The sequence below is a fragment of the Citrobacter sp. Cpo045 genome, assembly GCF_030332875.1.
Classification (GTDB): Bacteria; Pseudomonadota; Gammaproteobacteria; order Enterobacterales; family Enterobacteriaceae; genus Citrobacter; species Citrobacter portucalensis.
In genome coordinates this window covers 15,130-27,162 of sequence record NZ_JAOWGZ010000073.1, presented here as the reverse complement: position 1 = coordinate 27,162, position 12,033 = coordinate 15,130, and the positions used below count along the sequence as shown (strand labels likewise).

Annotated in this window: 13 protein-coding genes and 1 pseudogene; 1 reads left to right on the top strand and 13 read right to left on the bottom strand. The window is 46.8% G+C overall.

Going from position 1 to position 12,033, the window contains the following annotated elements; all coding sequences use genetic code 11:
• A pseudogene (locus OGY13_RS03600) lies at window positions 1-357 on the top strand (IS1-like element IS1B family transposase); the annotation flags it as partial.
• Between the two features lie 36 nt (window positions 358-393).
• On the opposite strand, the gene dnaB reads toward OGY13_RS03600, so the two are convergent.
• The 13 genes from dnaB to OGY13_RS03535 all read right to left on the bottom strand — a co-directional run bounded on the left by dnaB (window position 394) and on the right by OGY13_RS03535 (window position 12,016).
• Window positions 394-1,806 carry a replicative DNA helicase gene (dnaB, locus tag OGY13_RS03595; protein WP_007372321.1) on the bottom strand — a complete coding sequence of 471 codons (1,413 nt, stop codon included), beginning with the start codon at window positions 1,804-1,806 and terminating at the stop codon, window positions 394-396.
• A gap of 14 nt (window positions 1,807-1,820) precedes the next feature.
• Complete coding sequence (locus tag OGY13_RS03590) at window positions 1,821-2,189, bottom strand: hypothetical protein (protein WP_007372320.1); 369 nt, start codon at window positions 2,187-2,189, stop codon at window positions 1,821-1,823.
• Entirely contained in the window at window positions 2,186-2,695 is a 510-nt protein-coding gene (locus OGY13_RS03585) for a hypothetical protein (RefSeq protein WP_223307977.1), read from the bottom strand. Before OGY13_RS03585 ends, OGY13_RS03590 begins: the two co-directional genes overlap by 4 nt.
• Window positions 2,696-2,880: 185 nt before the next feature.
• Complete coding sequence (locus OGY13_RS03580; protein WP_007372318.1) at window positions 2,881-4,056, bottom strand: ParB/RepB/Spo0J family partition protein; 1,176 nt, start codon at window positions 4,054-4,056, stop codon at window positions 2,881-2,883.
• A gap of 158 nt (window positions 4,057-4,214) precedes the next feature.
• Complete coding sequence (locus tag OGY13_RS03575) at window positions 4,215-4,901, bottom strand: hypothetical protein (protein WP_016241554.1); 687 nt, start codon at window positions 4,899-4,901, stop codon at window positions 4,215-4,217.
• A 20-nt stretch (window positions 4,902-4,921) separates the two neighbouring features.
• The gene (locus tag OGY13_RS03570; protein WP_007372317.1) at window positions 4,922-5,671 is read right to left on the bottom strand and encodes a hypothetical protein; all 750 of its coding nucleotides are present in this window, start codon (window positions 5,669-5,671) and stop codon (window positions 4,922-4,924) included.
• A 1-nt stretch (window position 5,672) separates the two neighbouring features.
• Window positions 5,673-5,990 carry a hypothetical protein gene (locus tag OGY13_RS03565; RefSeq protein WP_007372316.1) on the bottom strand — a complete coding sequence of 106 codons (318 nt, stop codon included), beginning with the start codon at window positions 5,988-5,990 and terminating at the stop codon, window positions 5,673-5,675.
• A gap of 41 nt (window positions 5,991-6,031) precedes the next feature.
• Window positions 6,032-6,205, bottom strand: coding sequence for a hypothetical protein (locus tag OGY13_RS03560; protein ID WP_009653096.1), 174 nt, complete (start codon window positions 6,203-6,205; stop codon window positions 6,032-6,034).
• Between the two features lie 426 nt (window positions 6,206-6,631).
• Window positions 6,632-8,263, bottom strand: coding sequence for an AAA family ATPase (locus OGY13_RS03555; protein WP_008786582.1), 1,632 nt, complete (start codon window positions 8,261-8,263; stop codon window positions 6,632-6,634).
• Between the two features lie 40 nt (window positions 8,264-8,303).
• The gene (locus OGY13_RS03550; RefSeq protein WP_172745723.1) at window positions 8,304-8,789 is read right to left on the bottom strand and encodes a hypothetical protein; all 486 of its coding nucleotides are present in this window, start codon (window positions 8,787-8,789) and stop codon (window positions 8,304-8,306) included.
• 39 nt (window positions 8,790-8,828) lie between these two features.
• Window positions 8,829-9,833 carry a ParB family protein gene (locus OGY13_RS03545; RefSeq protein ID WP_007372313.1) on the bottom strand — a complete coding sequence of 335 codons (1,005 nt, stop codon included), beginning with the start codon at window positions 9,831-9,833 and terminating at the stop codon, window positions 8,829-8,831.
• Complete coding sequence (locus OGY13_RS03540) at window positions 9,830-11,083, bottom strand: ParA family protein (RefSeq protein ID WP_007372312.1); 1,254 nt, start codon at window positions 11,081-11,083, stop codon at window positions 9,830-9,832. The genes OGY13_RS03545 and OGY13_RS03540 overlap by 4 nt, the downstream gene beginning before the upstream one ends.
• Before the next feature lie 663 nt (window positions 11,084-11,746).
• Window positions 11,747-12,016: a hypothetical protein gene (locus tag OGY13_RS03535; RefSeq protein WP_008786584.1), complete on the bottom strand. Its 270-nt coding sequence runs from the start codon at window positions 12,014-12,016 to the stop codon at window positions 11,747-11,749.
• Window positions 12,017-12,033: the final 17 nt, after the last annotated feature.

Here is a 12,033-nt window from a genome sequence, read left to right as displayed (position 1 = left end):
GTCGGGGCTAAATCGCGCCAGCGCTGGCTGTTTTACGCGTATGACAGGCTCCGGAAGACGGTTGTTGCGCACGTATTCGGTGAACGCACTATGGCGACGCTGGGGCGTCTTATGAGCCTGCTGTCACCCTTTGACGTGGTGATATGGATGACGGATGGCTGGCCGCTGTATGAATCCCGCCTGAAGGGAAAGCTGCACGTAATCAGCAAGCGATATACGCAGCGAATTGAGCGGCATAACCTGAATCTGAGGCAGCACCTGGCACGGCTGGGACGGAAGTCGCTGTCGTTCTCAAAATCGGTGGAGCTGCATGACAAAGTCATCGGGCATTATCTGAACATAAAACACTATCAATAAGTTGGAGTCATTACCTAAGGTCAGTAGCTTTTATGGTCAGTCGTCATCATGATACTCAGGGCCACCATAATTATCAAATCGAGACCATTGACCATTAAATGTGAGACGTACTGTCCCTATAGGCCCGTTGCGCTGTTTACCTATGATAATTTCGGCTATACCTTTCATATCGCTATTTTCGTGATAGACCTCATCACGGTAAATAAACATGATCAGGTCAGCATCCTGCTCAATGGAGCCTGACTCTCGCAAATCTGAGTTTACCGGACGTTTATCGGCACGTTGTTCAAGCGAGCGGTTTAGTTGCGATAAAGCGATTACCGGTACATTCAGCTCTTTTGCCAGTGCTTTCAGAGATCGGGAGATTTCAGCAATTTCCAGAGTTCTGTTGTCAGATAACGACGGTACACGCATCAACTGAAGGTAGTCGATCATAATGAGGCTAAGCCCACCGTGTTCGCGGGACAATCGACGCGCCCGGGAGCGAACGTCCATAGGTGTTAGGCCAGAGCTGTCATCAATGTAAATGTTCTTTTTTTCCAGCAGCAGTCCCATTGTGCCGGATAACCGGGCCCAGTCCTCGTCATCGAGCTGTCCGGTTCGGATGCTGGTCTGGTTGACGCGTGATAGCGATGCCAGTGAGCGCATCATGAGCTGTTCCGTAGGCATTTCCAGGCTGAAAATCATGACGGGCTTATCGTTTGTCAGCGATACATTCTCGCAGATGTTCATTGCAAACGTAGTTTTCCCCATTGAGGGTCTGGCAGCGATAATAATCAAATCCGAGGGCTGTAGACCGGCTGTCTTCTTGTTCACGTCCACGTAGCCGGTATCAACTCCAGTGACCCCGTCATGGGGACGCTGGAACAAGGCTTCAATCTTGGTAACGGTTCTGTCCAGAATGCTGCTGATATTTTCCGGCCCACCGCTTTTATTTCCCCTTTGCTCTGCAATCTGGAAAATCCGGCTTTCTGCAAGATCAAGCAATTCGTCACTTGTCCTACCTTCCGGGTTGTAACCGGCCTCGGTTATTTCGTTGGCAACTTTTATCATTTCCCTGATTACGGCACGTTCCCTGACGATCTGCGCGTAGGCAATTATATTTGCCGCACTGGGCGTATTTTTTGACAGTTCTGCCAGATAGGCGAAACCGCCGAGACTATCCAGCTTACCTTCTCCCTCGTTTTCGATGTGCTCAGCGAGAGTTATCAAATCAATCGGGAATTGATTCGCAACGAGCGATCTCATTGCAGAGAAAATTGAGCGATGCGGTCGAGAACTAAAATCCTGCTCACTAACGATTTCTGCCACATCATCCCATCTCTGGTTTTCAAGCATTAACCCGCCCAGCACGGACTGTTCCGCTTCTATCGATTGCGGAGGGGTTTTTAAGCTGTATTCAGCTGTTTGCTTTGTCTCACCTGTTTCGGTAAACGAGATGTCCGCCATAGTCATAAGTGGCCTCAGAGGTTCTGGAATAGCTTTTGTTTTTGTAATTGTCGTGCGCATTCCGATACCAACTCCGGGTAACTGGATGCTATTGCCTTTAGAATTGCTTCAGAGAGCTCATTCGCTTCATCAGAGCGGCCCACCAGCCTCAGCTCGGCTACTGTACCGGGGTCGCAGTTTGTCAGGTTGGCGCGGGCGTAATTGACTTTCAGCCGCGCCAGAAATTCCACCCCGGGCTTGCGCTTCACCGCGTGGACAGAAAGTGTTTTTCGGCAAAATCGACCAGCTGTACGGCGTTCGTGATGCTCCAGAGCTTTTGCTTCCAGCTCCTGCCCGGCGATAACGGTCACATAGAGGCTACTAATCAACGCCGATACATTCATGCAGCAATCCCCCGCTTATTAGCCAGCGCAACGGTATCCAGAAGTACGAAGTCATCAAGCAGGTTCAGTCCTGCGGGCGTCTTCTGATCACGCCATAGCGCATCCAGTACATCGGTGTCTGGCATTCCCGTTGGGATTAGGCTTAGAAGTTCGGATAACGTATCTACCTGTAGCATGTGGCAGATAGAAGCCAGCATTATTCCCTCTGACGCTTTATCCATAAGACCACCGATCAGAATCTGAATTTCCGGGGTCATAACAAAATGCTCATAATTGGATTTATTGAATCGGCACTGAATGAGTTTATAACCTTTGAACTCAGTAATTAACTCCTGAAGGAATACATGCAGCATATCTGGTTTTGTTTTTCTAATAGCCGCTACCTGCATTGCAATTTTTAAAATGCCATCATCAACTCTTTCGTGCGGGCATCCTGCGGAGGAATAAATACTTTTTGCCTTTTCGAGCCAATTTTGCAGCTCGATATAATTAGTCTGAATATTCAACGCGACCCCCATTGCTATCCAAAAAAGTCTATAACCCTGATATTTTAATGCGCTCCTGTCTATCATCGAAAAATTTAAGGCAGCAAAATGCGGCCATTTATATGTGCAAAAATATGAGCCGGTTTATCCGGCCCATCAGAATGAAAAGGAATTTTATGCAGGTCTGTTAAAGACCTGCTGGGAGGTTAGTACACCGGGTGCAGCTGAGTCTCTTCAGTTTCACCATTCTGCTGGTTAGCGCCATCGGTATCGGCATCAGTCGCATCGTCAGCACCGCCGTTGTTTTCAGCACTATCACCGTCGTTGTCACCATTAGCTTCAGCATCTTCTGCCTGTTTTGCTGATTCCAGTTCAGCCAGGGTAGCCATCAGAGTACGGGCCATTTCAGGAGTCAGGCGTAAGACGACTTCTTCCGGCACGGTTTCCGTAATTTCGATCTGATTTTCATGCTCACCTTCCGGCTGCGGCGGGATCTGGTCGCGCAGCTGGCTCAGGGTTGGCAACAGGCTGTCGAAGGTTTTACGGATAACTTTCGGTTTCAGGCCAGTCTTTTTCTTGGAACTCACGAATTTGGCAGTGACGCGGGTTTTCCCAGCTCCTTCTGCCTTTTTCAGGGATTCCATCAGGACTTCATACGGGTCGCGGTCAGTACCCTGACATTCGTTAATAACGTCAACGGCAACGTCACCAGATACCTTATCTTCTTTCACCAGCATCTTGATGCTGAAGTCAGCGTTTGCCAGCACGATACTGCGGCGAACGGTGACCAGAGAGACACCCAGACGCTGAGCAATCGACTCAATGGTGTGACCCCAGCCAATCAGGCGCTTGAAGCCTTCAGCGCGTTCCACCATCTTCAACTGAAGGGAGTTGGCGCTCTCGATCATGTTGTAGACTTCTTCGTCCTTGCCGCCTTCAAATTCCTCGACGGTGATTTTCTGGAAGCTCGCGCCCTCAGCAATCGCCATCATCAGGCCAGCAAAACGGTGGTGGCCATCAATGATTTTCAGGCGGGTTACGCCTTCCACTACTACTGGTTTAACGCGGATGACAGGCACTGACTGAGGACGTTCCAGATAAGCGTGTTTGAACATTACCGCACGGTCATAATTTACGTCGCGGAGGTTCAGTCCCTCTTCCACAAACAACCAGTACGGGCTCACCGCAAAGACGTTGTTACGCCCGATATCGGCTTCTTCGAACTGTTCCGTATTGCCGCTTTTACGCGCTTTGGTTACGAAATCGCTCAGTGCTCGGAGTGATGATGGCGCTTTGTCTAAGCTGCGCATCAGTACCGCAGCGCCTTCCAGATTTTCCAGGGTACGGCTTTGTTCGAAGATAGCTTTAACGTCGGTGTTCATGGTGTTTCTCCGCTTTAGTTATTGTGTCGCGAGGTTCGTTGCTTGCTGTAAATCCAGTTAAACACACACCAAACAGGTGACGAAGCGTATTTGGGGACAAAATGTCTCTTTTTTTTCGGGTACATAAAAAAGCCCTGTAATCCAGTGATTACAAGGCCTTAGCTCGTAATGATGACATCAAGATGGCGACGTTTTTCGATTTTGACCGCATTTTTCATCAAAATTGTCATCACTTCATTTAGTTTTGAACTCTCCCCTTCCTCATATGAACCCCAAGGTAGGAATGGAGTAGGACTATTGATATTGAATGCAACGCCCGTAGGGCATCGCCATGCAGTTGGCTTCTTTGAGTCAGGTTCCCATTTCACCAGGAGTATTGGCGCGTTACAGTCGATGTCATCGATGGCTGGTATAGCCTCATATAAAAACACTCCCGCATCATCCCCACTGAAGAAAGCTAGATGCTTATACGCGCTGGCAAAAGAGACTACGCCCGCGAAAAGGCCCACAACGATGAGGTTAAGGTTCGATGTTTTGTGACGGATACGTTTTTGCTTCAGGCGAACCATTGTCAGGGCTGACAAGAAGATAGCCACCAGCCCCCCGGCTCCTGCGAACCAAACGGAATTGATTTGCAGGAAGGAAATCAAATCACGATGCTCTCTCTGGTTTTCTTCAAGCATCAACGACACAAAAGTTGTTGTTACTGGCATTGATATCAGGAATATCGTGATCATCACTATTGCAAAAGTCTGTATGGAATAGCGGTCTCTATTTTCCTCTATAACAGAATTAAAGGATAACAGATAAACAAATGTAAATAATAAAATGGAAAGAAGGTACATTGGTTATGCCTTTTTTTGGGTTATCGCTGAATTCTTTTATTTAATTCTGTTCTGAAAAATGCATACAAGAACTGCCACCCATCACCATGAGCCGTTCTGAAATCTTTTTCAGGGAGTACCGGAAAACCAAATTTAAAATTATCTTTTCCAGTGTGGCGCTGGCAAAAGTGCGCAAGCTCATGTGCCACTACGCCTTTGATATGATCCAGTTGATTGATTGAATAAAATGCTCCGATGTCCTTACGCTGCTCTATATGTGCGTACTCATGGTAGCGATAGCGCGGTGTATCACTGTCAGGATAAATGGACGATGGTGAAATAGTGATTGAGCTCCTGCCGCCCCATGAATGTTTGGCACTCCAGTTGACCCGAACTTCAGGCGCAGGGCCGGTGAAACCATATGCCTGTCTATAGAGGTGCAGAAGATACCCTGAATACAGAAAAACAACTTTCTCCGCCGTCATAACGCGAGAAACGCCATAGCGAGCAACTGCCCTATCTCTGGCTGTCAGAACGGGGGTTTTTACCCGTGGGGAGAATAATTTTGTTGGGCTGAATAGCCAGACTTCTGAATCGTCATCAGGCATATCCAGTATCACCTGAATTTCTTCAGGCGACCCAACTCGTTGATGCCACCTTTCAAGATTATCGCCCACTTCATTCAGGCTGATTAAATCATCGGCATTCTCGTAGAATAACCAGATCAGCGTTCCTCGTGGGAGTGCTTTCTCAGCTGTAATATGTGAGAGGATAATTTGACGTGGTGTCATCTTATTCGCCACAGTTCCCGGATGCTTCTATCAGTTTTATTTTTGTTGCTTCTGCCGCCTGCATTTTTTGTTTCATCTTCTCAATGCTAGCGGTCACACGGCGGGCGCACCATTGATACGCTGCCTGACGTGATTCGAAAAACTCATAATCCGCGTGCAGGTAAACTGATGTGCCGTAGGAGACGGACATACGGTAACCCTTCGGCGTTTCATTGATGACTTCCCGTTCTTCTACACAGTTTTCAAACTCAGGGACATAATCCACGAATCGACGACGCAGAATGCAAAACAGCACCTTTATTTGGTTTTCATCAGTCATTTGTTATCCTCGTTATTCTTCTTATTTATCATCAACCTTTCTTAATTGTCGATGCTGAATACGGCGGAGCGGATTTCACGCTTGGCCTGCTGACGGGCGCGGTGTTTGCTTACACGAAGAGATCTATCGTATGCATTGTTTTTACGATAGCCACGCGAGCGGCACAGTGAACAAGTGCAGCCTTCTACTGAATAGAAAATCCCAAACGGTTTCATAAGTATCACCTTTAAGCTTGATAATAATGTTTATCATAGCTGGAGTTATTCAGGTGACGAATAGTTAAGGGGCGCGTTTTGCTTGGGTTTTTACACTATCGTTTATTGAGTCGATGAGGTCGGAAATAGAAAGGAGTTTTCTGCCAAAGAATAGTTTTCGTCTGGCTTCTATTTCGTAGCGGAAGGGTTCAATAATTTCATCTTCATGCATGATTACGAAACGATAGCCGTTATTAAGGAGTTTATGCAGCTTGTTTGTTTTTTTTCTTATGGGACTTAGCTTAAACATTGTTATCAACTTCTCATCATGATCACCTGAATTGTTATAACACAGTTATTTCCGACACGCTGCTGCTTTTGCTGAAGAACTCGGATTGCTTTGGGCTGGGCCAGCAGGTTGTATGCCGGGCGAACCCGGCATCGTTATCACAGGGCTTTTTCTTTTCCCTTTCGTTCTATCCCACGAAACATCGCGCATTTCCGCACAATATCCAGTGTCGGGATGCTACCACTCCCCTGCTCTTTCACGCTCATTCGCAACGTGAGCCGTAGCAACATCTTGATGTCACGTGGTGGAAGTTCTGGGTAAGTGTTTACAAGTGATCTGACCAGTTCATCAGGAATGTTCACGCCAAAGTTCTCACCCATAATCTTCCAGATCTTTTGGGCATCTGATTTCTCCGGCACATCATAGTGAATGATTGCAGCGCATCTTGGTATGATAGCCTCATCGATGTCACTACCCCGGTTGCTTGTCATGAACATCAACCCATCGAAATACTCCAGTGTACGGAGGAACTCCGCAACGATGGCATTTTGAGTCAGTGATGCTCCACGCTGCATGACAAACACATCGGCTTCGTCCAGAAGCAGGACACAGTTCCAGCGTTTAGCCCGGGTCAGAATCGTCCGCAGATTTTTCTCAATGTCATCGGCGTTGGTTCCCAGTGCGCCAGCATGAATTGAGTACAGGGGCCGTTCAATGACCTCTGCATACACTTCAGCAGTTAATGTCTTCCCAAGTCCGGGTGAGCCCACGCACATGATGATGTTACCCGCGCTTTTCCCTTCAACAATATCGCTGGTGAAAGCGCTGATATCCGTGGTCAGTATATCGAGTAAATCACGGTGGTCTTCCGGCAAAACCATCTTTTTTGGCAGTTCTTTATCATACTTGTATGGTTCTACGTTATTGGCATGTATCCAGATAAAGTCTTGCAGCGAGAGATCAAAATAACGCTGCACAGGAATTTCGGGTAAAAGGCCAAACTGGTCATCTTCAAAAAGAGGCGACTCCACTTCTGCACCGTAGGCATCGCACTCACTATCAGGCAAATCGTGTATCAGTTTATGCCCTGCTATTTCCAGATTCCGGTCGCTGTAGCTATACGATTCCATTCTGACAGCCCTGCCGGTTGCTTTAAACTGATTGCCAAATTGCCCGTCGACCACTTCCTTAAACCGCGTTAGTTGTTCCAGGTACTCTTGTTTCAGCTCATGCGTTTCATGGTAGATATCACGGTCGGCCAGTGTCTTAGCGACACTGCGCCGCGCCACCTCATTAGGCTCGAAATTCAGGGCGGTAAGCTGGGTTCCGTAAACCTTTTTGGAGTGCGAATATTCGCCGAACCCATACCAGCTGATTTGTAACAATAGTGATGGGGGACGGTCAGAGTTTTTTTCTGATTTTACTTCTTTTATTGCTGTAACAAGACCGGGGTACAGGTTGCCGTCATGACCGCGTCGGTATATCCAGCCATCAATTCGATTTGACTTCAGATACTGTAGTAACACACGACCGAATGCCGGAAAACTGCTCACAGGCTTATCGAAATCACCTTCCAGTGCAGTGATGATCGATTCAAGAGCTCGTCGATTTTTTGACTCTCCATCACCACGACATGCCTGTAAAAGTTCATTCAGATCATCCCGAGATAAACATAGCGGATCGACGGCAATCTCATCGTCAGAACTACGGTGGCTATAACGATTACGTAAAGCCTCAAATGTTGGGCTTGTGGTAGCTTTTAGTGTTTCTGTTTTTATCGTGAGTGCCATAGCCGTCCTCGTCAGTAATTTACTTTGATATGCCTTAAGTTCACATGGAAGGGGCAACTTCGAACGCATTAGGAACTCTGATCCGCGAGCCTATTTCCAGTTTAATGGTTGCCTTTACGTATTCACCCTCCTTCAGATAGGTGATGTCTTGGTTATGAAATGTTGACTTTTCATGTGTAGCCCACCATTCCATAGAGCTTGGGATTTTTAACGTTAGCCCAAGATGTTCAGTGAGATAGCATACTCCCATGTTTGAGTAGGTCTTAACGGGGTTCGGGTAGAATTGAAAGTTACCCTCTACGAGACAATCAGTACGAGGATCGATGAACGAAAGGAAAACGCTAAAAGTACCCTGACGTTTTAGCTCGGCGTAAGCCTCAAGAATCGTGAAACGCTTTAATGCGTCATTTGAAAACAGGGTTACAATTTTTTCCGAAAGCATAGCCACCTCATGAGCTGTTTTTTTCCTATTATCAACCGGTGTCTCCTCCTGACGAATAGGTTTGCGGCCAAAAAAAAACTGCACCAGGAGGTGCAGTTTCGATAATCAAGCAATGGCGAATTGTTATTTTTCGCTACTCAGTTTATCCGTAATAAATGCTTCAATTTCTGCCATGAGCTCGGTACTCATTCGGTTAAATTCAAAGCGAACTTTACGGCCCGATGCATTTTTGCTGATACGGGCGTATTTGTCCTTATTAGCAAAATTAGCCAGATCACGGGTTTCCCAACTTTTTGCAGGTGGCTTTTGATCGAGTAATTCAACCGCCTTTGTGATCTGCGCCATGACAATTTTCTGCGCTTCCGGGATGTCACTGATGTCCAGATTAGCAATTTCTTCTTTCACCCTATCAACTACATCTGCAAGAATGAAAAGGTTGCTCTCTACGTATTTCTGAAGTTTGGACAACCGGCTGTAGAAGGAGTTTGGTATACCTTCATAATCCGGGAACAGAGCTATCAACGAACCGTCAATACGCGCCGCCTGAATACGTTTAAAGACTGACACATGGCTTATGCCAAGAAAGAGGGCAAGCTCTTCATTTTTGGTGAATCCTTTTTCCTGCATTAGTTCCAGATACTGAAGCCCAACCTCTCGGTATGAGAATCGGCGTGATGTTTGTGCAGCGGTAATAATCGCCTTGATGTCCTCAGCTGATAGATCATCTGGTAGCACCCATAAAGGCAGATCTTTTTGAGCCGCAATACAGCAAAAACGTCTGCGGCTACCTTCAATAAGCAGGTACACGCCATCACGTTTAACGGCAACACCTTCAGTATCAACACCCCTTGACTCAATTTGTTGCAGGATATCTCGTACTGCGTTTGTGGTAAGCGCTTCCTGATTTCGCGGGTTCATTGGGTGAACGGCGGTCTCAGTAGCGACATTTTCAGCTGCTACAGTGACGTGCTCAGCTTCAAGTTTTCGCCCGTTATGAAGGGTAAAGAGTTTCTTAATGCGAGGGGGACTCTTAAGGTTAGCTAACCCGGAACGGTGGCCTACATCGGTTCGCTTTGGCGTATTTAGATAACGCGATTTATCGTTTCCGATATGCTGTTCATCACTCATGCGTTAACTCCTTCCTTCGCTGAAAAACTCTTTATCTCATTAATAAACTGTTGATATACGGACATTACGGATTCTTCGGCAATATCCAGCTGCTTTGGTGAACATAACTCTTCAGATTTCTTAATATCGAGAACCGACCTACCCCGTGACGCAGCTGCTTTGAATGCTTCAGAGTTTTTGATATTGGTTGCCATAAACAGGTCTTGAACGGTTCGAATTAACTTATCGAGGACTATTTTTTCGTATGGGCTTTTATCATCGACGTTAACGGCCAGTACTTTAAACCATTTAATATTTTCACCTTTATTGGGAGACTGACGGAATCGCTCACTGATCGTCAGCATAAAATCAGTTGTGGATGCATAGTCGTATTCTCGCGGAGAAACTGCGACAAGAATACCGTCAGCGGCCTCATCAGCGGCCCAGATAATTGGCGAGTCTTCTGGAGGGGTATCGAAGATAATAAGGTCATACTTAGCTTTCAGGACTGGCATTATCACTTCTTTGAATCGTAGCAACAACTGAGTGCGCTCTTCTTTACTGCACTGCCAGTATTTATCTTTGAATCTCGCATCGGTTGGGAACGCAGTAATTACATCAAGATTTGGCAGATGGGTTGAGAACGGCATATTCTCAATGATTTCAGCCTCAGAGTAACCCATGTCGAGGTATTTTTTATATTCAGAACCTTCTTCATACACGCCCAGGATTGCGTCGATTGCAGTCAGGAATACGTCGTCTTCAGATACGCTTTGAATCATACCGCTACCAATAGAGCCTTGCGGATCCCATTCAATTACTAAAACTCTGGCATTCAACTGGAGATCAAGTGCTGCTGCTACAGCCAGAGCCACTGAGGTCGTGCTTTTTCCTGTCCCACCTTTATGATTCTGAACAATGATTGTTCGGCTCTGGTAGTAATCTCTATAGCGCGGATAACCCAGGGCATCCATAATATTCTGGACATCCCAGCGGGTATAAAGGTGGTTTTTGTTCTGATAAATAGGTTGACCCACCAGCCTTTTTTCTTCGAGATCAGCGAGAATTTTATTGAAGGTAACTCGAGATTTTCCAAAGAAGTCGGAGAGATTTTTTTTATTCAGGCAGTGGTTATAGATAAGGCGATCTACCCCCTCCACACTGTCATCTGATACAGATACCCGGGAAGAAGCCAGTAACGATTCTTTCAATGAAATTTGTTCGGACTTCATGCGTTGCCCGACAAGGGCAATTTTATCTATTAGATTCATTCTCGTCATACCCTCAAACCTGAATTATGAATTTAAACGCATATGCGTATACTTTACGTATAATTCGTAAAATGACGCTCTATGCGTATAATTGTAACGGCAATCAGATTGAGACGCTAACATTCTATTTTGTTTTTTCTTCATTTTGCGATCTCGAAATGCAGTTCAATGACACATCATCTTTCTCTTCTGGCGATTAAGGGGGTTAAGTAATCCACGGGGCGGGCAGAACCCGGAGAGACTGACTGGCGATTAAGGGGGTTAAGTAACCCACGGGTCGGGCAGAACCCGGAGATGCTGGCTGGCGATTAAGGGGGTTAAGTGACCCACGGTACGGGCAGAAACCGGAGAGGCTGGCTGGCGATTAAGGGGGTTAAGTGACCCACTGTACGGGCAGAAACCGGAGAGGCTGGCTGGCGATTAAGGGGGTTAAGTGACCCACGGTACGGGCAGAACCCGGAGAGGCTGACTGGCGATTAAGGGTGTTAAGTAATCCACGGGTCGGGCAGAACCCGGAGATGCTGGCTGGCGATTAAGGGGGTTAAGTGACTTAGCGCTGGAGGATACGCCCTGCAACTATTGGTAAATGAATGACAAGGTTTCCCGTAAGACCCATCAAATAAAAAAGCCTCTGAAGTAGAGGCTCTTGGGTATTCGATATAGTTAGGCTAATTCGTCCGGGTCGTTGATGGCACTAACGAAGAACTCCGTGCGGTAATCATTCCCCCATCCCAACCAGACAGAAGGTGAACCCTCCTTTGCCAACGAACGGTCACCCGTCATGCTGTCCGCTTGGACAGGAACTGTCACGCATTCTTTAATAGTATCGGCCTCGGCAACCAGTCCAGTACTCTGGGTTTCAAATCCGGCAATTACGACAACAGCATCAGGGTCGTGTAGCTGAAGCTGGGCGATAAGCTCTTTAACTTTCATAGTGATCCTCTGCGCTA

Bases quoted from the DNA above. Each gene is read 5' to 3' on its own strand.
- dnaB (WP_007372321.1), bottom strand. From the start codon at position 1,806: ATGGCGGACATCTCGTTTACCGAAACAGGTGAGACAAAGCAAACAGCT.
- OGY13_RS03590 (WP_007372320.1), bottom strand. From the start codon at position 2,189: ATGAATGTATCGGCGTTGATTAGTAGCCTCTATGTGACCGTTATCGCC.
- OGY13_RS03580 (WP_007372318.1), bottom strand. From the start codon at position 4,056: ATGAACACCGACGTTAAAGCTATCTTCGAACAAAGCCGTACCCTGGAA.
- OGY13_RS03575 (WP_016241554.1), bottom strand. From the start codon at position 4,901: ATGTACCTTCTTTCCATTTTATTATTTACATTTGTTTATCTGTTATCC.
- OGY13_RS03570 (WP_007372317.1), bottom strand. From the start codon at position 5,671: ATGACACCACGTCAAATTATCCTCTCACATATTACAGCTGAGAAAGCA.
- OGY13_RS03565 (WP_007372316.1), bottom strand. From the start codon at position 5,990: ATGACTGATGAAAACCAAATAAAGGTGCTGTTTTGCATTCTGCGTCGT.
- OGY13_RS03560 (WP_009653096.1), bottom strand. From the start codon at position 6,205: ATGAAACCGTTTGGGATTTTCTATTCAGTAGAAGGCTGCACTTGTTCA.
- OGY13_RS03555 (WP_008786582.1), bottom strand. From the start codon at position 8,263: ATGGCACTCACGATAAAAACAGAAACACTAAAAGCTACCACAAGCCCA.
- OGY13_RS03545 (WP_007372313.1), bottom strand. From the start codon at position 9,833: ATGAGTGATGAACAGCATATCGGAAACGATAAATCGCGTTATCTAAAT.
- OGY13_RS03540 (WP_007372312.1), bottom strand. From the start codon at position 11,083: ATGAATCTAATAGATAAAATTGCCCTTGTCGGGCAACGCATGAAGTCC.
- OGY13_RS03535 (WP_008786584.1), bottom strand. From the start codon at position 12,016: ATGAAAGTTAAAGAGCTTATCGCCCAGCTTCAGCTACACGACCCTGAT.